The sequence below is a fragment of the Pseudomonas sp. Pdm06 genome (assembly GCF_014851795.1).
GTDB classification, from domain to species: domain Bacteria; phylum Pseudomonadota; class Gammaproteobacteria; order Pseudomonadales; family Pseudomonadaceae; genus Aquipseudomonas; species Aquipseudomonas fluorescens_AA.
Genome location: NZ_JACVAH010000002.1, coordinates 476,896 through 500,876 on the forward strand (window position 1 = coordinate 476,896; position 23,981 = coordinate 500,876).

The 23,981-nt window shown below is 61.3% G+C and carries 24 protein-coding genes; 16 read left to right on the forward strand and 8 right to left on the reverse strand.

Translation table 11 applies throughout. From position 1 onward, the window contains the following. The first annotated feature begins 171 nt into the window (after window positions 1-171). On the forward strand, window positions 172-1,365 hold the full coding sequence (locus IB266_RS05220) for an MFS transporter (protein WP_060742542.1): 1,194 nt from the start codon (window positions 172-174) through the stop codon (window positions 1,363-1,365). On the opposite strand, the gene IB266_RS05225 is transcribed toward IB266_RS05220, so the two are convergent. Continuing rightward, window positions 1,359-2,396 (reverse strand): alpha/beta hydrolase family protein, encoded by a 1,038-nt coding sequence (locus tag IB266_RS05225; RefSeq protein WP_192260434.1) that lies wholly within the window; start codon window positions 2,394-2,396, stop codon window positions 1,359-1,361. The genes IB266_RS05220 and IB266_RS05225 overlap by 7 nt on opposite strands. Before the next feature lie 184 nt (window positions 2,397-2,580). Continuing rightward, a complete protein-coding gene (locus IB266_RS05230; RefSeq protein ID WP_192260435.1) occupies window positions 2,581-3,189 on the reverse strand; it encodes an FMN-dependent NADH-azoreductase in 609 nt (202 codons plus the stop codon). Between the two features lie 129 nt (window positions 3,190-3,318). On the opposite strand from IB266_RS05230, the gene IB266_RS05235 reads away from it, so the two are divergent. Together IB266_RS05235 and IB266_RS05240 are read left to right on the forward strand one after the other, a co-directional pair. Then, window positions 3,319-4,227, forward strand: a complete 909-nt coding sequence (locus IB266_RS05235; RefSeq protein ID WP_192260436.1) for a LysR substrate-binding domain-containing protein — start codon at window positions 3,319-3,321, stop codon at window positions 4,225-4,227. Next, a complete protein-coding gene (locus IB266_RS05240; protein ID WP_060742546.1) occupies window positions 4,224-4,574 on the forward strand; it encodes an MmcQ/YjbR family DNA-binding protein in 351 nt (116 codons plus the stop codon). Before IB266_RS05235 ends, IB266_RS05240 begins: the two co-directional genes overlap by 4 nt. Before the next feature lie 70 nt (window positions 4,575-4,644). Here IB266_RS05240 and IB266_RS05245 read toward each other — a convergent pair whose 3' ends face one another. Both IB266_RS05245 and IB266_RS05250 read right to left on the reverse strand, forming a co-directional pair. Then, complete coding sequence (locus IB266_RS05245) at window positions 4,645-5,070, reverse strand: DUF1294 domain-containing protein (RefSeq protein ID WP_192260437.1); 426 nt, start codon at window positions 5,068-5,070, stop codon at window positions 4,645-4,647. Beyond that, window positions 5,067-5,897 (reverse strand): undecaprenyl-diphosphate phosphatase, encoded by an 831-nt coding sequence (locus tag IB266_RS05250; protein WP_192260438.1) that lies wholly within the window; start codon window positions 5,895-5,897, stop codon window positions 5,067-5,069. Before IB266_RS05250 ends, IB266_RS05245 begins: the two co-directional genes overlap by 4 nt. A gap of 273 nt (window positions 5,898-6,170) precedes the next feature. Here IB266_RS05250 and IB266_RS05255 point away from each other — a divergent pair, with 273 nt between their 5' ends. The 9 genes from IB266_RS05255 (at window position 6,171) to IB266_RS05295 (ending at window position 14,588) form a co-directional block, all read left to right on the forward strand. Continuing rightward, complete coding sequence (locus IB266_RS05255) at window positions 6,171-7,805, forward strand: methyl-accepting chemotaxis protein (protein ID WP_192260439.1); 1,635 nt, start codon at window positions 6,171-6,173, stop codon at window positions 7,803-7,805. A gap of 311 nt (window positions 7,806-8,116) precedes the next feature. After that, window positions 8,117-8,680: a nicotinamide riboside transporter PnuC gene (pnuC, locus tag IB266_RS05260; RefSeq protein ID WP_060742550.1), complete on the forward strand. Its 564-nt coding sequence runs from the start codon at window positions 8,117-8,119 to the stop codon at window positions 8,678-8,680. Further along, window positions 8,677-9,201: an AAA family ATPase gene (locus IB266_RS05265; RefSeq protein WP_192260526.1), complete on the forward strand. Its 525-nt coding sequence runs from the start codon at window positions 8,677-8,679 to the stop codon at window positions 9,199-9,201. The genes pnuC and IB266_RS05265 overlap by 4 nt, the downstream gene beginning before the upstream one ends. A 321-nt stretch (window positions 9,202-9,522) precedes the next feature. Then, window positions 9,523-9,960 (forward strand): hypothetical protein, encoded by a 438-nt coding sequence (locus IB266_RS05270; protein ID WP_192260440.1) that lies wholly within the window; start codon window positions 9,523-9,525, stop codon window positions 9,958-9,960. 1 nt (window position 9,961) lies between these two features. Beyond that, window positions 9,962-10,555, forward strand: coding sequence for an adhesin (locus IB266_RS05275; RefSeq protein ID WP_192260441.1), 594 nt, complete (start codon window positions 9,962-9,964; stop codon window positions 10,553-10,555). Window positions 10,556-10,614: 59 nt separating this feature from the next. Continuing rightward, window positions 10,615-11,598: a heme utilization protein gene (locus IB266_RS05280; protein ID WP_192260442.1), complete on the forward strand. Its 984-nt coding sequence runs from the start codon at window positions 10,615-10,617 to the stop codon at window positions 11,596-11,598. Between the two features lie 174 nt (window positions 11,599-11,772). Next, window positions 11,773-12,453, forward strand: a complete 681-nt coding sequence (locus IB266_RS05285) for a C39 family peptidase (protein WP_060742554.1) — start codon at window positions 11,773-11,775, stop codon at window positions 12,451-12,453. Between the two features lie 58 nt (window positions 12,454-12,511). Beyond that, the gene (locus IB266_RS05290; protein WP_192260443.1) at window positions 12,512-13,258 is read left to right on the forward strand and encodes a hypothetical protein; all 747 of its coding nucleotides are present in this window, start codon (window positions 12,512-12,514) and stop codon (window positions 13,256-13,258) included. 46 nt (window positions 13,259-13,304) lie between these two features. After that, the gene (locus IB266_RS05295) at window positions 13,305-14,588 is read left to right on the forward strand and encodes a hypothetical protein (RefSeq protein ID WP_192260444.1); all 1,284 of its coding nucleotides are present in this window, start codon (window positions 13,305-13,307) and stop codon (window positions 14,586-14,588) included. 161 nt (window positions 14,589-14,749) lie between these two features. Here the strand turns inward: IB266_RS05295 and IB266_RS05300 are convergent, their stop codons facing one another. Next, window positions 14,750-16,075 (reverse strand): sigma-54 dependent transcriptional regulator, encoded by a 1,326-nt coding sequence (locus IB266_RS05300; RefSeq protein ID WP_192260445.1) that lies wholly within the window; start codon window positions 16,073-16,075, stop codon window positions 14,750-14,752. Window positions 16,076-16,416: 341 nt separating this feature from the next. On the opposite strand from IB266_RS05300, the gene IB266_RS05305 reads away from it, so the two are divergent. The 3 genes from IB266_RS05305 (at window position 16,417) to nhaB (ending at window position 19,754) form a co-directional block, all read left to right on the forward strand. Then, the gene (locus IB266_RS05305; protein WP_013693488.1) at window positions 16,417-16,683 is read left to right on the forward strand and encodes a hypothetical protein; all 267 of its coding nucleotides are present in this window, start codon (window positions 16,417-16,419) and stop codon (window positions 16,681-16,683) included. 183 nt (window positions 16,684-16,866) lie between these two features. Then, window positions 16,867-18,156, forward strand: coding sequence for a hypothetical protein (locus tag IB266_RS05310; RefSeq protein ID WP_192260446.1), 1,290 nt, complete (start codon window positions 16,867-16,869; stop codon window positions 18,154-18,156). Between the two features lie 95 nt (window positions 18,157-18,251). Further along, the gene (gene nhaB / locus IB266_RS05315) at window positions 18,252-19,754 is read left to right on the forward strand and encodes a sodium/proton antiporter NhaB (protein WP_192260447.1); all 1,503 of its coding nucleotides are present in this window, start codon (window positions 18,252-18,254) and stop codon (window positions 19,752-19,754) included. A 105-nt stretch (window positions 19,755-19,859) separates the two neighbouring features. Here nhaB and IB266_RS05320 read toward each other — a convergent pair whose 3' ends face one another. From IB266_RS05320 to gnd, 3 genes are read right to left on the reverse strand one after another with little or no spacing between them, the layout of a single operon-like run. Next, a complete protein-coding gene (locus tag IB266_RS05320; RefSeq protein WP_192260448.1) occupies window positions 19,860-20,681 on the reverse strand; it encodes an HAD family hydrolase in 822 nt (273 codons plus the stop codon). Further along, window positions 20,678-22,198, reverse strand: a complete 1,521-nt coding sequence (zwf, locus tag IB266_RS05325; RefSeq protein WP_192260449.1) for a glucose-6-phosphate dehydrogenase — start codon at window positions 22,196-22,198, stop codon at window positions 20,678-20,680. The genes IB266_RS05320 and zwf overlap by 4 nt, the downstream gene beginning before the upstream one ends. Beyond that, complete coding sequence (gene gnd, locus IB266_RS05330) at window positions 22,195-23,199, reverse strand: phosphogluconate dehydrogenase (NAD(+)-dependent, decarboxylating) (RefSeq protein WP_310650711.1); 1,005 nt, start codon at window positions 23,197-23,199, stop codon at window positions 22,195-22,197. The genes zwf and gnd overlap by 4 nt, the downstream gene beginning before the upstream one ends. Before the next feature lie 250 nt (window positions 23,200-23,449). Between gnd and IB266_RS05335 the strand changes: the two genes are divergently transcribed. Further along, window positions 23,450-23,623: a DUF6026 family protein gene (locus tag IB266_RS05335; protein WP_192260451.1), complete on the forward strand. Its 174-nt coding sequence runs from the start codon at window positions 23,450-23,452 to the stop codon at window positions 23,621-23,623. Window positions 23,624-23,981 lie beyond the last annotated feature (358 nt).

Genomic DNA, 23,981 nt, shown 5'->3' on the forward strand with positions numbered 1-23,981 from the left:
CAGCGGGGTAAAAACCTGTGGGAGCGAGCTTGCTCGCGATGGCGGCTGCACATGCGCCACCAATCCAGCCTGAACAGCCAGCCTCCCAAACACATTTAGTTAGCCTGCTTTCTTTTATTCCCACCTCGCGCCATGATGAGGCTCTCTTACCGCCGCCCGCGAACGAGCCCCATGCCCACGCCCTCCTCTGCCCCCAGTTCTCTGTCGATCACCCTGCAGATCGTCTCCATCGTGTTCTACACCTTCATCGCTTTCCTCTGCATCGGTCTGCCGATTGCCGTGCTGCCCGGGTATGTCCATGAACAATTGGGCTTCAGCGCGGTGGTGGCCGGGCTGACCATCGGTTCACAGTATCTGGCGACCCTGCTCAGCCGCCCCATGGCCGGGCGGTTGTCGGACAGCGTCGGCACCAAGCGGGCGATTGTCTATGGGTTGTCGGGGATTGTGCTCAGCGGCGTGCTGACGCTGATCTCGACCTTGCTGCAAAGCTTTGCGCTACCCAGCCTGTTGATTCTGATCGCCGGTCGCTTGCTGCTCGGCGTGGCCCAGGGGCTGATTGGCGTGGGCACCATCAGTTGGTGCATGGGCCAAGTGGGGGTGGAGCACACCGCCCGCTCGATTTCCTGGAACGGCATCGCTTCGTACGGGGCCATCGCTATTGGCGCGCCGTTGGGGGTGGTGATGGTCGGTGAATTGGGTTTCGCCAGCCTGGGTATTGCGTTGTCGTTACTGGCGGGCGCCGCGCTGCTGATGATTCGCAACAAGCCGTCGGTGCCGGTCATTCGCGGCGAGCGCTTGCCTTTCTGGGCGGTGTTTGCGCGCATCGCGCCGTATGGAGCGGGCCTGAGCCTGGCGTCGATCGGCTACGGCACGCTCACCACGTTCATCACACTGTTTTACATCAGCCGCGGTTGGACCGGCGCGGCGTGGTGCCTGACGGTATTCGGCATCTGCTTCATCCTGGCGCGGTTACTGTTCATTTCCAGCATCGCCCGCTTCGGTGGTTTCAACTCGGCCATCGCCTGCATGAGCATCGAAACCCTCGGGCTGGCATTGCTGTGGCTGGCGCCGTCCACCCCGTTCGCCCTGGTCGGTGCCGGGCTGGCCGGCTTCGGGTTGTCGCTGGTGTATCCGGCGCTCGGGGTGGAGGCCATCAAGCAAGTGCCCAACACCAGTCGAGGCGCAGGCTTGAGCGCCTACGCGGTGTTCTTTGACCTGGCGCTAGCGATTGCCGGCCCGTTGATGGGCGCGGTGGCATTGAACCTGGGCTATTCGTCGATCTTCTTCTGTGCCGCCTTGCTGTCAGTCACCGGCCTGGGCCTGACCCTGCTGCTGCGTCGTCGAGCGACAAACGCCCTTTATTGATCGGCCGTCTTCAGCCCTGCCCGGGTCGGCTTGCCCAGCGCCTCGCCGAAGAAGCGGCCGGCCTCGGAAATCATGGTGCGGTGGATGTCCTTGCGATCGACACCGTCGGCATCCGTGCAGAGCGCTGGCATCGCGGCGATCTGCTCGTCGGTGCACGGCGCCAGGAAGACAAAATGGCCCGCGCCGGCCAAGGTCTTGAAATCCGGTGCGGTGGGCAGCTTACGGGCCAAGGCGGCGGCATTTTTGTCGAAAGCCACGAGTTTGTCGCCATCGCCGCTGTACAGCAGCACCGGCACATGGACATCGGCCAATGTATGACGACCGAATTTCAGGCTCAACGGCGCCATCAGCAGCAGCGCCCGGACCCTGGGGTCGGCCACGGGTTGCAGGTCATCGCGGTCGGCGATCAGTTCGCCCTGGGTGTTACAGGCGTCATGGTCGTCCGGCCGCTCCGCGCAGTAGCGGCGCAGGCGATTGAGGTCCGGCGTCGCACCGGACAGGATCAGCGCGGTTTCGCCACCGGCCGAATAGCCGATCACCCCGACCTGCCCGGCGTTGACGAACGGCGACAGCATCGGGTCATTGAGCGTTGCGGTGATGGCTTCGGAAATCTGGATCGGCCGCCCGTACAGGTTGCTCAGGGTGCCAAGGCGGCTGTGATCCTGGGCGTTGTCGCCGGGATGAATCACCGCCACCACGACAAACCCCTTGCGCGCCAGCGAGGTGGCCAAGTCATGCAAGGCCAGCGGCGTACCGGTATTGCCATGGGACAACATCAATAGCGGAAAACGGCCGATGGCGATTTTGGCATCCGGCGCGGCATCGATCTGGTAGCCGCCCAGCAGGCTGGATTGTTCCCGATCGGTGGACGGATAGAAGGCGATGGCATGCATCGGCTGCCGATCCAGCGGATCGAGAAAACTCAGTTCATGGAAACCCGCGCTCCAATGCGGATGCGGCCCTGGAGCGGCCTGCACGGAACCGAGACTGGCTAACCAGCAAAGCAGCAGCGCTGCACCAAAACGTGTCATCGAATCTTCCACCTTCACCAGCGCCCGGGAAGGCCCCGTCGCTCGCGCGCTTGGCCGTGCATAACCTGCGCCAGAATCCCCGGCGCCGAATGCAGCAAAACCCTGCATCCCGGCCATCCAATGACGACGAGAATACAGGGTTTTGCGAAGGTTGCCCGAAGCGCTTGCTGCCTTTACGCAGGTTTTACGCAGCGGCGAACTGCTGGCCGATCTGCAACGTGGCTTCGCTCATGGCTTTGGTCCGCATGTCGTCACCGTAGGCCAGACCTTCGGCGCGGACGAATTCGATATCGGTGATGCCAAGGAAACCGAACATCAGCTTGAGATACTCCTCGTGACCCACGCCGCTCGGTTGGCCGGCATGCAAGCCGCCCGCAGTGGAGACGATCACCAGTTTCTTGCCGCCACACAAGCCTTCTGGACCGGCTTCGGTGTAGCGGAACGTCTGGCCGGCGACGGCAATGCGGTCAATCCAGGCCTTGAGTTGGGTCGGAATGCTGAAGTTATACATTGGAGCGGCGATGACCACCGCATCAGCGGCCAAGAACTCGGCCATCGTCGACGCGCTGAGATCCGCTTCGTGCTTCAGGGCCGCGTCACGCAGTTCAGCGCTGGTACCGGCGGCGATCAGGGTCTGGGCGGAAAAATGGCTGATGGCATCGGCGGCCAGGTCACGGTAGGTGACGGTGATGCCTGGCTCGGCAGCTTTCCAGGCTTCAACCACTTCACGGCTCAATTGGCGGGAAGCGGAGTTGTCGCCGAGGATGCTCGAATCGATGTGCAGCAGTTTCATATCAATGCTCTCCAAATGAGGACCGCAACCAGGCGATCAATTGGCGACCATCCTATAGATGAAGACAATGATCGATAAGTCAGCATAAATGCGATAGTTTGTCCCACTGACAGGACAATCGAGTTCACCATGCAAGACCTCAATGACTTGTACTATTTCGCCAAAGTCGTCGAAGCCGGTGGTTTCGCGGCGGCCGGGCGCTTGCTGGGCATTCCCAAGTCGCGACTGTCGCGGCGTATCGCCGAGCTGGAAGAACGCCTGGGCGCCCGGTTGCTCCAGCGCACCACCCGCCAGTTGAAATTGACGGCGGTCGGCGAACGTTACCTGCGCCATTGCCAGGCCATGTTGCTGGAGGCCGAGATGGCCGACGAAGCGGTGGCGAGCATGTCCAGCGAGCCCCGCGGCCGATTGCGGGTGTCCAGCCCGGTGGGCCTGGCCCACCAGTTCCTGCCAGTGGTGATCGAAACCTTCCTGGTGAAATACCCCTTGGTGCAACTGGACATGACCCTGCTCAACCGGCGGGTGGACCTGATCGGCGAAGGCATCGACGTGGCGTTGCGCGTGCGTGACCTGGGGGACGAAGACCCGCTGTTGATGACCCGGCGTTTGCGCCGGGCACGACTGATGCTGGTGGCCAGCCCGGCCTTCGTTGAAGGGCGGCGGATAGAAACGCCGGACGATCTGGAGCAGTTGCCAGTGCTGGGGGCCTTGGAAGCCGATCGCCTGGTGCATCTGCGTCTGGTCAAGAGCGATGGACAGCGTGTGGAACTGAGCCTGGAGGCCCGCCTGGGCATCGATGACTTCATTGTGCGTCGAGCCTGTACCCTCGCCGGCCTCGGCTTCACTTTATTGCCGAGCATGTATTGCGAGCAGGAATTGCGGGACGGCACACTGGTGGAACTGCTGCCGGGATGGTCGTTGCCCGACGGCTGGCTACAGGCGGTCTACCCACATAGGCGCGGCATGTTGCCAGCGGTGCGCGCCTGGATCGATCATTTGGTGGAAGCCTTCGAGGGCTGTGGAGATAGAACGCTATGAGTTTGAGCGAAGAGGATGTCGCGCAGTTCTGCCTGGGCTTGCCCGGTGCCAGGGAAGACTACAAATGGGGCGGCGTGCGGGTGTTTTCCATTGCCGGGAACAAGATGTTCGCCCTCCAGGGCCTGCGGGGCGACTCGTTGGCGTTCAAGGTCGACAAGGATCTGTTCCTGGGTCACTGCGACCGGCCAGGCATTCACCCCGCGCCTTACCTGGCACGGGCCCAGTGGGTCATCATGCAGGTGCCCTACCCGCTGGGGGCCGAAGAACTGCGTGGCCTGCTGCAACGCTCGCACCAATTGGTGGTCGGCAAGTTACCGAAGCGTACCCAAGTTGGGTTGTTGCTGTAGTGGCGGCGCGACTGAACCACCGCCATCGCGAGCCAGCTCGTTCCCACAGGTTTGAAGTCGAGCTGGCTGTCTAGGACAACGCCAACAGATAACCGCCCAGGAACAACTGATCGATCCAGAATACCTGGTGCAACAGCACGATGAACCAGAACACCACTTGAAACGAGACTTTGCGGGTCTTGTGGCGAAACAGCTGCTGGGCCAGCAAGGCTCCAGGCCAACCGCCGGCCAGCTCCAGTGCATGCAGCACGTTCTCCGGGGTGCGCCAGGCCTCGGCGCGCGCCTTGCGCTTGTCGCTCCAGTACAACAGGAACGCCACCACACTGACGACGCCGTAGGCTGCCATCGGCACCCACGACACCGCCCGCAGCCCGAACAGCAGCGAGCCGAACAGCGGCAAGGCGCAGAGCAGCGCAAAGATCATCAGTTTGAGCCGCAGGTGCTGCACGCCGCCGGCATTGCCCCCTGCGTGTTTACGGGCGCCGGAATCGTTCATGGCTTGACGGCGGTCCAGTCCACCCAGCCGAACTGCCAGGTGGCCAGGATCAACAGGCCAAAGGCGATGCGATACCAGGCGAACACGGCGTAGCTGTGACTGGCGATGAACCGCAGCAGGCCCTTGACCGCGATCATGGCGAAAATGAACGCCGTGACGAAACCAATGGCGAACACCGGGAAATCCGCCGGGACGAACAGTTCGCGGTACTTGTAGCCCGAGTAGACGGCTGCGCCGACCATGGTGGGCATCGCCAGGAAGAACGAGAACTCGGTAGCGGTTTTACGCGACAGGCCAAACAGCAAGCCGCCAATGATGGTCGCACCGGAACGGGAGGTGCCCGGGATCATCGCAATGCACTGGGCCAGGCCGACCTTCAACGCATCCTTCCAGGAGATCTCGTCCACCGTTTCGGCGTGCACCTGGTGCTGGCGCTTCTCGGCCCAGAGCATCACCACACCGCCCACTACCAGCGCGGCGGCTACGGTGATCGGGTTGAACAGATAGTGGTGGATCCAGTCGGCAAGCAGCACGCCCAAGACCACGGCGGGCAGGAAGGCGATCAACAGGTTGGCGGTAAACCGGCGGGCGCCGGGTTGCGTCGGCAGGCCCAGCACCACGTCGAAGATCTTGCGCCGAAACTCCCAGACCACCGCGAGGATCGCGCCAAGCTGGATGATGATGTTGAATGCCATCGCTCGTTCGCCACCGAACTCGAGCAAGTCGGCGACAATGATCTGGTGTCCCGTGCTGGAAATCGGCAGAAATTCCGTCAAACCTTCCACTACGCCAAGAATCAGTGCCGAAAAGGCGGTCCACAAATCCATTCATCCCCCAAAAAAGACGCTGTTCATGCAGGTCTTATCAATATTCAAGTGTCATGCAGGTACACGCAGCGGCTGCACGATAACCGCGACCTTTCAAAAAAAACCAATGAAAAATCAGAACAGGCTCAGGTTTTGCGCTGCGGGGCCGAAATCCTATCAGACAAGCCCTGATAACGCTGCCGCGTTATGACCCAGATCAATCATGGATAGCCGCCGGGCGCTAAAGTGCCGGCCGTCGTTAATGACAAGAATAAGAACCCGGAGTGACAGCGTATGAATAGCTTGCGCAGTGTGTCGATCAGCCGACGCTTGTGGCTCATCCTGATCGTGGCCATCGTGATGTTGTTCACGCTCGGCGCGTTGATGCTTAAACAGATCCACACCGACCTCTATCAGGCAAAAGTGCAAAAAACCCAGCACGTGGTGCAGACCGCCAGCGGTGTGCTGACCTACTACCATGGTTTGGAAACCGCTGGCACCCTGACCCGCGACGCCGCGCAAAAACAGGCCCTCAGCGCCGTGCGTGGCCTGCGCTATAACCAGAGCGACTATTTCTGGATCAACGACCTGACACCGGTCATGGTCATGCACCCGACCAATCCGAAGCTTGAAGGCCAGAACCTCTCGGCCATCCGTGACCCGAACGGTTATGCGCTGTTCAACGAGATGGTTGCCATCGCCAAGTCCAAGGGCGCCGGCATGATCAACTATCTCTGGCCGAAACCGGGTGCCGAGGCCCCGGTGGGCAAGACCTCCTACGTCCAATTGTTCGAACCCTGGGGCTGGGTCATCGGGTCGGGCGTGTACATCGATGACGTCCAGGCCGAGTTCCAATCCCAACTGATCAAGGCCTCGGTGGTCGGCCTGGTCATCACCCTGCTCATGGGCCTGCTGTTGACCCTGATCGTACGCAGCATCGTCGGTCCGTTGCAGGAAACGGTGAACGCCATGGCCAACATCGCCAGCGGCGAGAGCGACCTGACCCGCACCCTCGACACCCACGGCCAGGACGAAGTCACCCAACTGGCCCGGCACTTCAACGCCTTTACCGCCAAATTGCGCCAGGTGGTGAGCCAGTTGCAGGAGTCGGCCAGTGCACTGGGGCAATCTTCCAGCGAATTGGGCAACGACGCAGCTCAAGCCCAGGAACGCAGCCAACAGCAGTCGCAACAAATGGAACTGGTGGCCACCGCGATCAATGAAGTGACCTATGGCGTGCAGGATGTGGCCAAGAATGCCGAGCACGCGGCCAGTGAGATGCGCGACGCCGAATCCCAGGCCCAGCAAGGCCAGGTCAACATCGATGGCAGCTTGCAGCAGATCGATCGGCTGTCCCAGACCATCGATCAAGCCGTGGAGGTGATTCGTACCCTGGCGAGCGAAAGCACCCAGATCGGCAGTGTGCTGGAGGTGATTCGCTCCATCGCCGAACAAACCAACCTGTTGGCCCTCAACGCCGCGATCGAGGCCGCCCGCGCCGGCGAGCAAGGCCGAGGCTTTGCGGTGGTCGCCGATGAAGTGCGGCTGCTGGCCCAGCGTACACAGAAATCCACCGCCGAGATCCAGGCGATGATCGAGCGCCTGCAAACCCATTCCGAAGCCGCCGTGAAAGTCATCGGCGACAGCAGCCGCGCCTCGCAACTGACCATCGAACAGGCCGGCCTCGCCGGTGCCAGCCTCAACGCCATCGGCCAGGCCCTGCGCAACCTCAACAGCCTGAACGCCTCCATCGCCAGCGCCACCCTGCAACAGGCCCATGTGGTGGAAGACATCAACCAAAACGTCACCCAGGCCGCCGGACTGTCCCACAGCACCGCCATGGCCGCCGAACAATCCAGCCAGGCAAGCAGCCGCCTCAAGGCACTGAGTGAACAGTTGAACGGGTTGCTCAAGCAATTCCGGGTCTAACGATCGGTAGATGATCCCTGTGTGGGAGCGGGCTTGCTCGCGATGGCGGTCGCACATTCAGCATTGATACAAGCTGACCCACCGCTATCGCGAGCAAGCTCGCTCCCACATTGGTTTGGTGTTGGTTCCAAGCTTGGTATCCACAGCTCCCACATTGGTTTTGCATGGGTCTCAGGTTGGGTGTCAACCCCGAATCCCTTGTGGGAGCGGGCTTGCTCGCGATGGCGGCAGCCCATTCGACATTGGTATTGGAGCTCTCCACGCCATAGCGTTTACAATCGCCGCCCTCTCCTCTTTCCCAAGGAACCGCCATGTCCGGGCTTGAACTGTTTGCCGCAGCCCTCGGCGTGATCGCCGTCTGGTTGACCGTCAAGCAGAACCCCTGGTGCTGGCCGATCGGCCTGGTCATGGTGCTGCTGTACAGCTGGATTTTTTTCGAGGTGAAGTTGTACTCGGACATGCTGCTGCAGGTTGTCTACGCGGTGCTGCAACTCTACGGCTGGTGGCAATGGACCCGTGCCGGGCGCAATCATGATGGGCGCCAGGTCAGCCGCCTCGGTGGGCCATCGGTGTTGCTCGGCCTGGCCATCGGCGCGGCGGGCAGCTTGCTGTTGGGGGCCGCCATGGCCCACTGGACGGACGCCGCCCAGCCCTGGCTCGACGCCGCGCTCACGGGGTTCAGCCTCGTGGCCCAGTGGTGGATGGCGCAAAAACGCGTGCAATGCTGGCCGCTGTGGATCGCCCTGGACGTGATTTTCGTTGGCTTGTTCATCTACAAGGGCTTGCACCTGACCGCCGCACTCTATGCCCTGTTCACCCTGCTGGCCGTGCAAGGCTGGCGCGAATGGCGCGCCGACCCGGCCCTGCGCGCATGAAGGTGGTGGTCCTGACCGGCCCGGAATCCAGCGGCAAGAGCTGGCTGGCGGCGCAATTGCAGGAACACTTCGGTGGAATGCGGGTGGATGAGTACGTGCGCCATTTCATGGAGCAGACCCAACGCGATACCTGCCTGGCCGACATCACCGACATCGCCTCCGGCCAACTGGCCTGGGAAGACCAGGCGCGTGCCCATCGGCCGGCGCTGCTGATCCTCGACACTCACCTGTTGAGTAACATCCTCTGGAGCCAGACCCTGTTCGGCGATTGCCCAGAGTGGCTCGAACCGGCGCTGCTGGCCCGTCATTACGACCTGCACCTGTTGTTGAGCCCTGAGCAGGTCGAATGGACAGGCGACGGTTTGCGTTGCCAGCCCGAGTTGACGGAACGGCTGACGTTTTTCCAGGCGATCGAGACTTGGCTGAGGCGACATCGACAACCTTTCCAGGTCATTCAGGGCAACTGGGTGCAACGCCGCCAGCAGGTGTTTGCAGCCGTTACCCGACTGCTTGAAGCCTGAGCGCCGCTGGATTTGTTTCACTTCTGAAACAGTGCACGCGTACCAAACCCTGATTCAACCCCGTTTCTTGTCCTTGTCATCAAGACTGTCAAGCTGCTGAAACACTCGCCTGAAAGCCTGGATCCAGAGCCCTGGAACGGCTGATGGCCATTTGGCCGTCAGGCGCCTGTCTCAACGCTGAAACAGTATCCCTTCCCGAGGCTCCCTGCCTTAATCCAACCCATTGAATTGGGAGGCATTTCAAAACACGGCACAACACCTGCTCTTCCTCACTTCGCAACGCTGGACCAGGGCCAGCCCACCGAAGAAGGAATCGATGCCGTGGGGACTTTCGAAAGAAGTTTGACCTGTCTGCTAGTGATCGGCTGCGCCACGCTCAGCCTGCCAGTACAGGCCGAGGGCAACGGCGTCATCGTGCTCAGCCGTGACGTACAACCCATCGCAATCGGTCGCAACGGCGGCAAAGACCCCTACCCGACCACCGTCAATGCCAACCCCTCCGAACGAATCAACCAAGCGACCGCCAGCACCGAACTGAGCGATGGCGAGTTCGCCAGCGTGGCCAGCGGCTCGTCGATCCGCAACATTGTCACCCCCAATACCGGTGTGCAGGGTTTGAACGTGGTCACCAACCCCAACGGCATGCCTGGCATGAATGCCGGTCACGGTGGCGGTAGTGGTGGCGCAATCTCAGGCACCATCAACCGCTCGTTGAGTTCCGGCCTGGCCCCGCTGGGTCGGCTGGCGGGAGGTCAGTGACATGAAACCCGTGCTGTTTCTACTCGCCCTGATCATGCTTTCCCTGCTCAGCTCCTTCACCGTATTTGCCGATTCGGGTGTTGCGGTGGTCAGCAGCGCCAACCTGCAGGATTCCGGCAGCCATTACACCGGCAACTTCAACGTCAACCAGGCGGCCGGCGACCAGATCCAGCAAACCAATACCCGGGCCATCGCCATTGGCGGCCACGCCCAGGCAAGCACCCACGTGCGGCAACGTGTCGACACCCAGGCCAACCCTTCCATGAACGCCACTGCCCGCATCGGTGGCCACTCCTTCAGCAACGGCAACGGCGTGCTGGGCGTCAACCAGTCCGCCGGGGCCAACAATCAGATGGCCAATGTCATGCGGGTGGGCATCAGTGCTCATCCGCAGAGCATGGACGACAGCGCCCTGTCCCAACAGAACGTGGCGTTGTTACCGAACTCAGGAGCAACTGGCGCCCCAACCGGCAGTCGCCAGGTCGTTACCAGCGACCAGGCCTTCACCGGCAGCCGAGGGGTAATCCAGGTGAACCAGAGCGCCGGGGTGGGGAACCGAATGGCTAACACCCTGAGCATCCGGGTCGCTGATTGACCCGGGGGCTACATAAGAAAGTACCGACACTTAACCAACGACACGCAAGGAGAAACACCATGAAACCTACAATGGCACTCAAACCATTGGTTTTCGCTCTCGCCGCTGTCATGGCAATGGCTGCACAGGCTGGAGGAAACGGTAACCATAATGGCCATGGCAATGGTCACGGCAACGGACATCAGCAAGGGCCGACGCTGGACCAGTTGCTCTCCATCAGTGCCGGGGCTGGGGCCGCGGTGCTGGATGAGCAGAACAGCGACGGCAACGTGGTGACCAACCAGGCCACCAAAAACACCGCCGAAGCCAAAGACTCGCTCAATGGCAGCAACGGCAACATGGGCGCCAACATTGCCGGCGGCGACGGCAACCAGCAGGACAACGCCGCCGCCCTGGCCACCGCCGACGAAAGCTTCATCTTCGGCTCGGCTGTCGCCGCCTCCAGCGCCACGCAGGTCAATAACAATAACTACGTCAAGAACAACTCCACGCAAAACAACGCCTCGCTCACCAATGCGGGCAACAACGGCTCCGGCAACATCGGTATCAACGTGACCGCCGGGAACTTCAACCAGCAGAAAAACAACCTGGCCATTGCCGTATCCGGGGGCCGTGTCGCACAGGCCTCAGCCTCGGCTGACCAGTCCTCCACCGGCCTTGTGGTCGACAACAAAGGCGTGCGGACCTACAAGACCGACACCCTCACCAGCACCTACAGCGCCTCAGGCACGTTCAAGGCCAAAGGTACCGGTACCGCCGAAGACAACGATCATGGCGGCTGGGGCAACAAAGGCGGCTACGGCGGCGGTCATGATGACGACAAGTTCAAGTTCTCCGCCGTGGGGACTTTCGAACTGGCCGGCAGCAACACCCAGCAGGTGCTGACCCGCGACGGTTGGAAAAACCCTGTGATCAACAACGCCACCATGACCAACTCCATGAACGGCTTCTCCGGCAACGGCGGCGCCAACGTGTCGGCAGGCGTGGGCAACCAGCAAAGCAACTCGCTGTCCATCGCGGCTGGCTGCAAGGCTTGCATGTAAAAAAAGTACCACTGTGGGGGTAGTAGCTCTGTGGGAGCACAGCTTGCTCGCGATCGAGGTCGTCACGTACGGCCCCTCTGCTGGCTTTAAAACCGCTATCGCAAGCAAGCTTTGGTCCCACAGGCTCGCCCCCACAGGGGGCTTTTTCCTGGACGTCCACTAGGCGTATTGATCATGCGTGTCACTGCCGTTTCCCTGCTGCTCTGCCTGACGTGTATGGCTGAAGCGGCGCAGATGCCGGTCGCCGCCCTGCCTGGCGGCATGCTGGTCTACAAACCGGTGCAAAGCGTACGCGAGCGTAAATTCAGCGACATCGTCGAGCAGAAAACCGATTTCAGTTGCGGCGCCGCCGCGCTGGCCACGGTGCTGCGCCAGGCCTATTGGCTTGACGTCGATGAAGAGCACGTCATCAAAGGCATGCTGGTCAATGCCGACCAGAACCTGGTTCGTACCCAGGGGTTTTCCATGCTGGACATGAAGCGCTACGTGGAGACCATCGGCATGCGTGCCCGAGGCTATCGCATACCGCCAGAGAAACTCGAAGCGGTGACGATTCCGGTGGTAGTCCTGATGGAAATACGCGGCTACAAGCACTTCGTGGTGTTGCAGCGGGCCGACAAGCAATGGGTCTACATCGGCGACCCGGTGCTGGGGCACAAGCGTTACACCCACGATGAGTTCGTCAAAGGCTGGAACGGCATCGTCTTTGCGATCGTCGGCCCGGGCTACGACAAGACCAACGCACTACGCAGCCCTCCTCAACCCCTGACAGCCCGTAACAAGCTGGATGGTTTCAACCCGGTCAGGGATGCGGAACTGATGGACTTCGGCTTCATACAGAGCGACTTTTTCTAATCGCCGACCACTGCCAACAATAAGTACAAAAAGGAGCAGGACGCTCCGGGAGCAGCACATGAAAACGTCACACTGGCTGTCGCTGGCCTGCCTGCTCGCGACTGCCTCGGGCTATGCCCATGCCGGCTTCAAACCCATCGAAGTCAAGGACCAGGAGCTTGCCGAGCTGCGCGGTCGTTATGTCATGCCCGGCCGAGTCATCAGCTTCGGCATCGTCATGAGCAGTACCTGGCGCAACGCCAGCGGCGACTTGATCGGCGCCACCAGCACCATGCAGATCCAGGCCGCCACCGTCAAACCCGAGTTTTATGTCTCCACCATCAAGCAGACCGGCAATGGCAGCGCCCCGGAACAGGGCAGCGGCAACATTACCGGTGGCGTCGGCCTTGGCACGAGCCAGGGCGTGACCCAGAGCGTGCGTGCCGCCGGCGACGGCAACACGGCCTACAACAACGTCAACATCAATGTGAAAGAGAGCAACCAGGCGCCGGCGCTCGTGCCTTCCCAGGGCCAACTGCTGACCAAGGGCCAGACCATCAGCGGCAGCAACGCCGCCGGCAGCGTCGCGGTCACCGCCACCGGCAACGGCGTGCAAATGGCGATCCAGGCCAGCCACAACCAGGGCGGCACCCTGCAACAGGTGGCCCAGGGTGGCTTGTTGCAAAACACTCGCCTGCTGGGCAATAGCAACCTGGTCAACAACATGACGCAGCTCAACGTGGTGCTGAACAACAACGGCCCCAGTGCCGGGGCATTGGACTGCAACCTGACCCAACTGCGCGGCCTCCGTAACCTCGGTTATTGAACTACGCTGTTTTCCGACCATTGGGCAAATAGGGACGGCATATTTCATGTATCGATCCGTATCGTTGCGCGCTGTGATGTGTTTAAGCACGTTGTTCCCGGCGGCCGTGTTGCAGGCGGCCCCGGACGCCGACATCGAGGCCCTGAAACAGGAACTTCTTGAGCTCAAGCAGCGATACGAGGTCCAGCAGAAAGCCCTGGCGGTGCTCGAACAGCGGGTTCGCCAGGTGGAAGATCAACCCGCCGCGCCACCACCCAAGCGCCTGGCCAAATCCCCGGCCGACATGAAAGGCAACCAGACCGTGGCCGGCGGTGGCGCGACAACGGCCGGCGGCAGCGGCTATGGGCAATCCCTGGCCGATGACTCCCAGCCGGCCCAGAGCGTCTCCAATCTCTATGACGAGGCCAGCGGCTTCTTCGGCGGCGGCAAGTTCAGTTTCGAGACCGGCGTGACCTATTCGCGCTACGACACGCGGCAACTGATCCTCAACGGCTTCCTGGCCCTGGATTCGATTTTCCTGGGCAACATCAACCTCGACCGGATCAAGGCCGACACCTGGACGCTGGACCTTACCGGCCGCTATAACTTCGATAATCGCTGGCAGTTCGACCTCAACGTGCCGGTGATCTACCGCGAATCCACGTATCAGTCAGGCGGCGCGAACAACGGCGCGGCCGGAGTCACCAGCGAAGAAACCGTGACCCGCGACCCGACCATCGGCGACGTCAACTTCGGCATCGCCTACAAGTTCATGGATGAGTCGATCAACTCTCCGGACGCGGTGGTCACCCTGCGAGTCAAGGCGCCCACCGGCAAGGACCCGTTTGGCATCAAGCTGCGCCAATCCCAGGCCAACACCAACCTGTTCGTACCTGACGACCTGCCCACCGGCAATGGCGTGTGGTCGATCACGCCAGGGCTCTCGCTGGTCAAGACCTTCGACCCGGCGGTCCTGTTCGGTACCCTGTCCTACACCCATAACTTCGAAGAATCGTTCGACGACATCAGTTCCACCGTCAACCAGAAGGTACCGGGCAAAGTGCGGATCGGCGACAGCTTCCAGCTCGGTGCGGGCATTGCCTTCGCCTTGAACGAGAAGATGAGCATGTCATTCTCGGTCTCTGACCTGATCCAAAAGAAAAGCAAGCTCAAACAAGACGGTGGCGACTGGGAGTCGGTGACCTCCAGCGACGCCAACGCCGGTTACTTCAACATTGGCATGACTGTCGCCGCATCCGACAACCTGACCATCGTGCCCAACCTGTCCATCGGGCTGACCGACGATGCGCCGGACTTCACCTTTAGCCTGAAATTCCCGTATTACTTCTGATGCCCTCAGGGATATGTGATGGACACCTATCCCGAGGGCACTGCACAACTACTGTGGGAGCGGGCTTGCTCGCGAAGGCGGTCTGTCAGTGACATGGATCAACCTGACACACCGCCTTCGCGAGCAAGCCCGCTCCCACAATGGGTTGTGTGTAGGCTGTTCTAGCGAATCTGGTGCTTGTGCAGCAGACGATAGAACGTCGGCCGGGATACGCCCAGCACCCGGGCAGCCACGCTCAGGTTGTCGCTGTGCCGGTTGAGCACATCGCTCAGGGCCTGGCGCTCGGCGCGGGTCTTGTAGTCCTCCAGCGTGCCCATCGGCGCCGCGACGCCCTGGTGGCTGGCCAGGCCGAGGTCCCGGGCTTCGATTTGCCGCCCTTCGGCCAGCACCAGCCCGCGACGGACGCGGTTGGCCAGCTCCCGCACATTCCCGGGCCAGTCGTGCATGCCCATCGCCACCAATGCATCCTCGCTGAAGCTGCGGGGGCGGCGGCCGGTTTCCTGGCTGTAGAAATGGGAAAAGTGGCTGGCGAGCATCGCCAGGTCGCCATGGCGTTCGCGCAAGGGCGCCATCGCCACTTGCAGCACGTTCAGGCGGTAGTAGAGATCTTCGCGAAAACGCTTCTGCTCAATGGCCGCCTCAAGGTCCACATGGGTGGCCGCCAAGACCCGCACATCGACCGCAATCGGCTGGCTGCCACCGACCCGTTCAATGTGTTTTTCCTGCAGGAAACGCAACAGGTTGGCCTGCAATTCCAACGGCAGGTCGCCAATTTCATCGAGAAACAGCGTGCCCCCGTGGGCCGCCTCGATCCGTCCGATCTTGCGTTGGTGAGCGCCGGTAAACGCGCCCTTTTCATGCCCGAACAGTTCGGATTGGATCAGGTGTTCCGGAATGGCGCCGCAGTTGATGGCGATGAACGGCTTGTTGCGCCGATGAGACTGGCAATGCAGGGTGCGCGCCACCAATTCCTTGCCAGTGCCGCTTTCGCCGCGAATCAACACCGGCGACTCGGCAGGCGCCAACTTGCTCAATAACTTGCGCAGTTCGCGGATCGGCTTGCTGTCACCCAGCAGTTCATGTTCGGGCCGATCGATGTGAATCGAGCCCTGCCCCCGCAAGCGCGCCATGCCAAACGCCCGGCCCAGTGTAACTTGGACCCTGGACACGTCGAACGGCAAGGTATGGAAGTCAAAAAACCATTCGCAGACAAAATCACCGACGTTTTGCAGGCGCAACACTTCCTGGCTGAGCACGGCGATCCATTCGGTGCCGCTACGGCTGATCAACTCCTTGACCGCTTCCGGACGCTCCAGGTGAAAAGGCTGCAAACGCAACAGGCCGACGTCACAGGTTCGATCGCCGGCGTGTTCGAGGGCGCAACTGTCCACGTCCCAACCAATGGCGCGCAGACCTGGCAACAAGCGATGACAATCGTCGCAGGGATCAACCACGAGCAGACGACGTGACGTACTGGCTTCGATCATGACTGATCCTTGGCGCCAAAATAAAGAAATATGATTAGAAACAGTCGTTTGGCAAACCTGCATGTAACAGTAGCAAGAAGTTGACGCGCCCTTGTATCAATTGATTATCGAGAACACGTTAAAGTGGTTATAAGCGAGCGTTTCGTTAGTTGTTGCGGGCGGTTTTCTTTCAGGAAGCTTTCAAACAAAAGAGCAAAAGCCTGGTCTGAAAGAAAATCGAAATTTATTTAAATAATGTGTGACCCGCCTACGGGTTCGGGACATCAGTACAAGTAACCAGCCGCACGGTACGCCCAACCGACGGCACATCATTTGTTTGGGCACACTTAAGAGAAAATGCCATGAACGCCCCGCTCCGTATCAACGAAGCTCTTTTGATTGCCGACCGCGCATTCCGTCCTTTCCAATGCGTGGCCTGGGCTCCACAAGACGGTAACGGCGAACTTAGCCTGACCGTCATCGACCGCACCAATACCCATATTGGCCGCACTCAGATTCCAAGCAGCGCCTATACCGACCCGGTCCAACTGGCCGATCTGTTGAAACAGGCCCGTGCCGAGTTGAGCCAGGAAGGCTACACCTTGCAATCCTGGTCGATGCCTGAATAAACGCCGCTAGAGCCTGTTATCGATTGCAGGCTTGGCATTGGGTTGCAAAGCCATTGTTATGGCACGCATCGCCCGTGTAACTGCAGTACCTGACAGTTGTGCATTGTCACATTCAGGGATTGAATGTTGCCCTCATGCAGTCATCGCCCGTTCGGGCCGGTCGACACGCAAGGAGAGGCAGGCATGCTCGATCAGTTCGCGTTTGAACTCCCCCCGGCCGTGACCCACGCCGGGAAACTTGACCCAGGCTTTGCCGCCAACGGCAAAGCCTGGGTTCATTTCGAAGGCAGCACCTCGAGCCTGATCACCGGACTGACCCTCGACCGTGCCGACCGAATCCTGGTCGCGGCCAGGATCGAGACCGCCCATGGCAGCCGGTTCGGGCTGGCGCGACTCAACCATGACGGTTCGACCGATCCGGGTTTCGGCTGCCACGGCTGCGTGATCGGCGCGTTCGAACAGGGCTTCGAAGCGACGGCGGGCAAAGTGATCGAGCTACCCGACGGGCATATCCTGCTGTCCGGCCTGCACTACGAAAACAACGAGCACACCCTTCCCGCACTGGCGCTGTTCGATCAACAGGGCCAAGCCGTCCAGAACTTCGGCGATGCTGGCCGACACATCATCCGGCTCTGCGGCCACCTCTCCCAAGGCCTGCGCGATCCCTGGCTGCCGCCCGGTGTGCCGGGGCTCGAGGCCTGCGACATGCAAGTGCAGGCCGATGGCCGGATCCTCTTGCTCGCCAACCATCACTACCAATTGTCCGACCATGTCGGCGTACTGATCCGCCTCCTGCCGGACGGGGCCCTGGATACCTCGTTCAACGGTCGCGGTTTCGTGATGGTCCGACGCGCGTTGAAAAATACCTGGCTCGGCTGCCTGATGCTCCAGGCTGACGGCCATATTGTCGTCGGCGGCGCCATCGACTTGCCCCAGCATGGTTTGATCGCCCGTTATGACAGCAGCGGCAAGCTCGATGACAGCTTCGGCGAAGAGGGCTTCCTGTCCATCCTGGCGCAGGGTCATAGCGTGATGGTCAGCCAGATCGTTCAGGATGCGAACGGCGATCTACAAGCCTTCGGCAGCAGCCGCGATCCGATGCATAGCCTGTCCCTGAAAGTGCGCCTGGACGGCACGCCGGACCGTCATTGCAACCAGGGCCAGTGCCAGCTCATGGCGATCGGGCGCAACGCCAGCCAGTGGACTGCGGCCCAGCTTCAACCGGACGGCAAGCTGGTGACCGCCGGCGCGACCATCGGCGGTATCGAAGCCGACTTCGTGCTCGCCCGGCATTTGCCGGGTGCCAGCCTCGATCCGGATTTCGGTGAAGGCAAAGGCTGGGTTCGCACGCGACTCGGCTACAGCCTGGACACCGCCACCGCCCTGGCGCTGCAGGCTGATGGCAGAATCCTGGTGGGCGGCTACTCGCTCCAGGGGCATTATCGGGCGGTGGTTGCGCGGTATTGGGCCTGAGTCAGGTCGTCGTGGGCGAACGGTATTCATGCCTACGCTTGATATTCCCCATTTGTTACGGCAAGTTGCGCGCTTCTAATTAAAAGGAGCAGCCAATGTCCGGTTCGATGGCTCAAGCTTTCGCGCACAACTTTCTTGGGCATTCCCCGCGCTGGTACAAGGCGTGCATCATCACCTTTCTGATTCTCAATGCCGTGGTGTTGTGGACCCTCGGCCCGGTGGTCGCCGGCTGGATGCTGGTCGTGGAGTTCATCTTCACCCTGGCCATGGCCCTCAAATGCTACCCGCTGATGCCCGGCGGGCTGCTACTGGTCGAAGCCCTGCTGTTGGGCATGACCACCCCCAAGGCGCTCTACGACGAACTGCTGCACAACTTCCCGGTCATCCTGCTGCTGATGTTCATGGTGGCCGGAATCTACTTCATGAAGGACCTGCTGCTGTTCCTGTTCTCGCGCCTGCTCCTGGGTGTGCGCTCCAAGGCGCTGTTGGCCTTGATGTTCTGCTTTCTCTCGGCATTTCTGTCGGCGTTCCTCGATGCCTTGACCGTCACGGCGGTGATCATCAGCGCTGCAGTGGGCTTTTATTCGGTGTACCACCGCGTGGCATCGGGCAACGATCCGCGCCAGGACAGCAGCGTTGATGAAGACCACGACTTGCCGTCGCTGCACCATGGCGACCTGGAACAGTTCCGGGCATTTCTGCGCAGCCTGCTCATGCATGGTGCCGTCGGCACGGCGCTGGGCGGCGTCTGCACCCTGGTGGGCGAACCGCAGAACCTGCTGATCGGCCATGAGATGGGCTGGCATTTCGCTGATTTCTTCGTGAAAGTCGCTCCAGTGTCGCTGCCAGTGCTGGTTGCCGGGCTGCTGACCTGCGTGGCGCTGGAAAAGCTGCGCTGGTTCGGTTATGGCACGCTGCTGCCGGACAATGTCCGTGCCGTGCTGGCCGATTACGCTGAGCAGGACAATCGCGAACGCACCGCACGCCAGCGCGCAGCCCTGATCGTCCAGGGTCTTGCCGCGCTTATCCTGATCGTCTGCCTGGCCTTGCACATTGCCGAAGTCGGCCTGATCGGCTTGATGGTCATCGTCTTGATTACCGCCTTCACCGGCATCACCGACGAGCATCGGCTGGGCAATGCGTTCAAGGACGCCATGCCGTTCACGTCGCTGCTGGTGGTGTTCTTTGCAGTGGTGGCGGTCATTCACGACCAGCAGTTGTTCACGCCGCTGATCCAGTGGGTCCTGGCCCTGCCCGCCGACCAGCAGCCCGGCATGCTGTTCATTGCCAACGGCCTGCTCTCGGCCATCAGCGACAACGTGTTCGTGGCGACCATCTACATCACCGAGGTCAAGCAGGCCTTCATCTCCGGCCACATCAGCCGCGAACAGTTCGAGACCCTGGCGGTGGCCATCAACACCGGCACCAACCTGCCGAGCGTCGCGACACCGAACGGCCAGGCTGCCTTCCTGTTCCTGCTGACCTCGGCGATTGCACCGCTGATTCGCCTGTCTTATGGCCGGATGGTCTGGATGGCCCTGCCCTACACAGTGGTGATGGGCGGTTTGGGCTGGTATGCGGTGACCTACTGGCTGTAACCCTTGTGGGAGCGAGCTTGCTCGCGATGAGGTTTCAGCCAGCATTCATGTTGAATGACAGACCGCTATCGCGAGCAAGCTCGCTCCCACAGAGACTTGGGCGGTCTATCGCGGCAGGATGTACCGCTCGATCGCCAGGGCTGCGCCGTCTTCGGTCACGGCGGCGGTCACCACATCCGCCTGGCGCCTGATCGCCTCCTCCGCCTGGCCCATGGCAATCGACAATCCCGCCCGGTGAAACATCGCCGGGTCGTTGCCACCGTCGCCCATGGCCGCGGTCTGCTCCAGCGGCACGTCGAGGAAGGCGGCCAGGGTCGACAGCGCTTCCCCTTTGTTCGCCTTCATCGCCGTCACATCCAGGTAGATCGGTTGCGAACGCGACACCTGGGCCTGGCCCTTGAGCAGCGGATGCAGCCGAGCCTCCAGCTCCACCAGCAGGTCGGTGTTGGCGCTGGTGGCGACGATTTTGTCGATCCGCTCCAGGTAGGGTTCGAAACTCTCGACTTCGACCGGCGGGTAGCCCAGGCCCCGCGTCTCCACCGGCACCATCGGCCCGTGGGCGTCGCGCACCAGCCAGTCGCCATCGGCGAATACCCAGACTTCGATGCCCGGTTGATCGGCGTACAGCGCCAGTGTGGCCAGTGCAGCCTCCGGCGGCAGGTAATGGACAGCGAGGAAACTGCCGTCGGGATGAACCAGCGTGCCGCCATTGAACGCCGCCGTGGGCAGGTCGACGCCCAGGGCCTCGATCTGCTGCAGCATGGCCCGCGGCGGCCGCCCGGTGGCGAGGCTGAACAGCACACCGGCCTCACGCAATGCGCGAACCGCGGCGATGGTGCGCTGGTTGAGACTGTGATCAGGCAGCAGCAGTGTGCCGTCCATGTCGCTGAGTAAAAACCGGATGGGGCGCTTCACCAGATCACTCATCCCAGGCCATGCCAGACGCGATTGTCGCGGGTCAGCAAGTCGTCGGCGGCCGCCGGGCCATCTTCACCGGCCTTGTAGGGCTGGACCGTTGCGTCCTGCTGCCAGGCATCGAGGAACGGCTGCACGGCACGCCAGCCGTTTTCGATGTTGTCGGCGCGCTGGAACAGGGTCTGGTCACCGGTCAGGCAATCGTAGATCAGGGTTTCGTAACCCGTGGACGGCTGCATTTCGAAGAAGTCCTTATAGGCAAAGCCCAATTCGATATTGGCCATGTCCAGCGCCGGCCCCGGCCGCTTGGCCAGCAGGTCGAACCACATGCCTTCATTGGGCTGAATCTGGATTCTCAGGTACGTGGGTTGCAGTTCGTCGACTTCAGTGTCGCGAAACTGCGCGTAAGGCGCCGGCTTGAAGCAGATGACGATCTCCGTGTCCCGCACGCTCATGCGCTTGCCGGTGCGCAGGTAGAACGGCACGCCCACCCAACGCCAGTTATCGATCATGACCTTGAGGGCCACGTACGTCTCGGTGTTGCTGTCGGCGGCGACGTTGGCTTCCTGGCGATAACCGGTCACCGCCTTGCCAGCGACTTCACCGGCGGTGTACTGGCCGCGGATCGAGTTGGCGCGGGCCTGTTCCACCGACCAGGGCCGGATCGCCCCGACGACCTTGGCCTTTTCCCCACGTACGGCGTCGGCCCCAAACGCCGCTGGCGGCTCCATGGCCACCATCGCCAGCAGTTGGAACAGATGGTTGGGCACCATGTCCCGCAGGGCGCCGGTGTGTTCATAAAAACTGCCACGGGTTTCCACGCCGACGGTTTCGGCGGCGGTGATTTGTACGTGGTCGATGTAGTGGTTGTTCCAGAACGCCTCGAACAGGCTGTTGGAAAAACGGCTGACCAGAATGTTCTGCACCGTCTCCTTGCCCAGGTAATGGTCGATGCGATAGATCTGTTTCTCGCTCATGACCTTGAGCAGGCAGGCGTTCAGCGCTTCGGCGGTTTGCAGGTCGGAACCGAACGGTTTTTCGATCACCACGCGCCGGAAAGCCCCCTCCTGCTCCTGAAGCAGCCCGGCCGCACCGAGGCGGGCGACCACTTCACTGAAAAAGCGCGGCGCGGTCGCCAGGTAGAAGACCGCGTTGCCGGTGCCGCTGGCGGCGATTTTCGCCGCCAGCGCCTGGTAGGTGTCGTCATCGAGGAAGTCACCCTGGACGTAGCTGATGCCCTGGGCCAGCTTGGCCCACAGCGCCGGGTCGAGCGCGCGGTCGGCATCACCGCCCTTGCTCGCCGCTTCGTTACGGATGAAATCTTCGAGTTTCTTGGCAAAATCCACATCGCTGATGGCGTTGTGGTCAACCCCGACGATGCGCAGCCCATCGTCCAGCAGACCGTCGCGACTGAGGTGGTAAAGCGCCGGCATGAGCAGGCGCTTGACCAGATCGCCATGGGCGCCGAACAGGAACAACGTGGTCGGCGGCGCGGGTTCTGCCTTGGATTTGCTGGCGATCGAGGTCATTTCTTCGGCGTCTCCACGTGGCCGCCAAAGCCGAAGCGCATGGCCGAGAGCATTTTGTCGCCGTAGGTACTTTGCTGGCGCGAGCGGAAACGGGCGAACAGCGAGCTGGACAGGACCGGAACCGGCACTGCTTGCTCGATGGCGGCCTCGATGGTCCAGCGCCCTTCCCCACTGTCGGCGACTTCACCGGAAAAGCCGTCCAGTTTCGGATCGCTGGCCAACGCGTCGGCGGTCAAGTCCAGCAACCAGGACGACACCACGCTGCCGCGACGCCAGACTTCGGCGATATCGGCCACGTTCAGGTCGAAACGCTGCTCCGGTGGCAGGCTTTCGCTGGATTTGGTCTTGAGGATGTCGAAGCCCTCGGCGAAGGCCTGCATCATGCCGTATTCAATGCCGTTGTGGATCATCTTCACGAAGTGCCCCGAACCCGCCGGGCCCGCGTGAATGTAGCCACGCTCGGCACGGTCATCGTCGGATTTGCGGTCACGGGTGCGCGGGATATCGCCCATGCCCGGCGCCAGGCTGTCGAACAGCGGGTCCAGGCGCTTCACCACCTCGGCCTCGCCGCCAATCATCATGCAGTAACCGCGCTCCAGGCCCCAAACACCACCGGAGGTGCCGACATCGATGTAGCTCAGGCCTTTTTCCGACAGGGCCTGGGCGCGACGGATGTCGTCCTTGTAATACGTGTTACCGCCATCAATGATCACGTCGCCCGGCTCGAGCAGTTCGCTGAGGACGTTGATGGTGTCTTCGGTGGGTGCTCCGGCCGGCAGCATGACCCAGACCGCCCGTGGCTTTTCCAGGCCGGCGACCAGCGCCGGCAGGTCTGCGACGCCCGTGGCGCCTTCCTGGCGCAGGTTTTCGACAAAAGCGGCATTGCGGTCATAGACGACGGTGGCGTGCCCATTGAGCATCAGGCGCCGCGCAATATTGCCGCCCATGCGGCCCAGTCCAATGATCCCGAGTTGCATGTGCTGATGCTCCCTACTACAAATAAAGGTGTGTCAAAGATTTAACACTATCGACTAATGGAGGTTAGTCCAGAGCATTGCTGCATAGTTTCCGGGTAATTCGAGCGACCACAAGGGATAACGTTCAAGATCCGGCCGAAGACACAACGACCATGAAAAATAAAAAAGTTCCAATCACAAGCAAAAGAAATCAGAATCGGCGCCGATAGTAGAGGTGTCGACCAAATCATGGCGACATCTCTATAGTTGATGTACGCCATTTGCGAGGTGAGCAATGGGCCCTGTCGTTACCACACGTCCTCCCCAAACCCTTTATGTGACCATTCGTCGCGATGAATTGCGCCTACTCAAGGAAGAACGCGATCTACTGCTCGATGAAGTGACGCAGTTGCGCATGCAGCTGCAACACGCACAGCTGTCCCACCAGAGCCAGTCCTTGGCTCGGTAACCGCTCCAGAGGCACAGTCGAAGAAGTGACGCTGGTCAAACAGTGTCACTTCCATGCAAGTCCTGCCGTGCCCACTTGAGGCGAGAATTCTATCTGTGGGAGCAAGGCTTGCCCGCGATGAACGATAACGCGTTCAGCTGTTCGACCGCGGCGCGGCTATCGCGGGCAAGCCTTGCTCCCACAGGTCCCGCCCCTAGAGACAAATCCCCTTGCCACAGGTGCATTCGCACCTCACGTGCATTTTGTATCCGAAAAACTCACAAAGTTTTCACAACCGCCTCGTAATACTCCCCGCCTTTAGGGTTGCTCGGCGCAGGCCTGCGGTCACCAATCCGGTGCCGGCAGCTTCGTCGATATA

What these genes read in the sequence shown, in the direction of transcription:
- IB266_RS05320 (WP_192260448.1), bottom strand. Translation starts at nt 20,681, where the DNA reads ATGAGTGATCTGGTGAAGCGCCCCATCCGGTTTTTACTCAGCGACATG.
- IB266_RS05245 (WP_192260437.1), bottom strand. Translation starts at nt 5,070, where the DNA reads ATGAACGATTCCGGCGCCCGTAAACACGCAGGGGGCAATGCCGGCGGC.
- IB266_RS05305 (WP_013693488.1), top strand. Translation starts at nt 16,417, where the DNA reads ATGAACGCCCCGCTCCGTATCAACGAAGCTCTTTTGATTGCCGACCGC.
- IB266_RS05300 (WP_192260445.1), bottom strand. Translation starts at nt 16,075, where the DNA reads ATGATCGAAGCCAGTACGTCACGTCGTCTGCTCGTGGTTGATCCCTGC.
- IB266_RS05275 (WP_192260441.1), top strand. Translation starts at nt 9,962, where the DNA reads ATGAAACCCGTGCTGTTTCTACTCGCCCTGATCATGCTTTCCCTGCTC.
- IB266_RS05295 (WP_192260444.1), top strand. Translation starts at nt 13,305, where the DNA reads ATGTATCGATCCGTATCGTTGCGCGCTGTGATGTGTTTAAGCACGTTG.
- IB266_RS05290 (WP_192260443.1), top strand. Translation starts at nt 12,512, where the DNA reads ATGAAAACGTCACACTGGCTGTCGCTGGCCTGCCTGCTCGCGACTGCC.
- IB266_RS05285 (WP_060742554.1), top strand. Translation starts at nt 11,773, where the DNA reads ATGCGTGTCACTGCCGTTTCCCTGCTGCTCTGCCTGACGTGTATGGCT.
- IB266_RS05335 (WP_192260451.1), top strand. Translation starts at nt 23,450, where the DNA reads ATGGGCCCTGTCGTTACCACACGTCCTCCCCAAACCCTTTATGTGACC.
- zwf (WP_192260449.1), bottom strand. Translation starts at nt 22,198, where the DNA reads ATGACCTCGATCGCCAGCAAATCCAAGGCAGAACCCGCGCCGCCGACC.
- IB266_RS05220 (WP_060742542.1), top strand. Translation starts at nt 172, where the DNA reads ATGCCCACGCCCTCCTCTGCCCCCAGTTCTCTGTCGATCACCCTGCAG.
- IB266_RS05310 (WP_192260446.1), top strand. Translation starts at nt 16,867, where the DNA reads ATGCTCGATCAGTTCGCGTTTGAACTCCCCCCGGCCGTGACCCACGCC.
- IB266_RS05250 (WP_192260438.1), bottom strand. Translation starts at nt 5,897, where the DNA reads ATGGATTTGTGGACCGCCTTTTCGGCACTGATTCTTGGCGTAGTGGAA.
- nhaB (WP_192260447.1), top strand. Translation starts at nt 18,252, where the DNA reads ATGTCCGGTTCGATGGCTCAAGCTTTCGCGCACAACTTTCTTGGGCAT.
- IB266_RS05240 (WP_060742546.1), top strand. Translation starts at nt 4,224, where the DNA reads ATGAGTTTGAGCGAAGAGGATGTCGCGCAGTTCTGCCTGGGCTTGCCC.
- IB266_RS05255 (WP_192260439.1), top strand. Translation starts at nt 6,171, where the DNA reads ATGAATAGCTTGCGCAGTGTGTCGATCAGCCGACGCTTGTGGCTCATC.
- IB266_RS05230 (WP_192260435.1), bottom strand. Translation starts at nt 3,189, where the DNA reads ATGAAACTGCTGCACATCGATTCGAGCATCCTCGGCGACAACTCCGCT.
- IB266_RS05225 (WP_192260434.1), bottom strand. Translation starts at nt 2,396, where the DNA reads ATGACACGTTTTGGTGCAGCGCTGCTGCTTTGCTGGTTAGCCAGTCTC.
- IB266_RS05280 (WP_192260442.1), top strand. Translation starts at nt 10,615, where the DNA reads ATGAAACCTACAATGGCACTCAAACCATTGGTTTTCGCTCTCGCCGCT.
- pnuC (WP_060742550.1), top strand. Translation starts at nt 8,117, where the DNA reads ATGTCCGGGCTTGAACTGTTTGCCGCAGCCCTCGGCGTGATCGCCGTC.
- IB266_RS05265 (WP_192260526.1), top strand. Translation starts at nt 8,677, where the DNA reads ATGAAGGTGGTGGTCCTGACCGGCCCGGAATCCAGCGGCAAGAGCTGG.
- IB266_RS05235 (WP_192260436.1), top strand. Translation starts at nt 3,319, where the DNA reads ATGCAAGACCTCAATGACTTGTACTATTTCGCCAAAGTCGTCGAAGCC.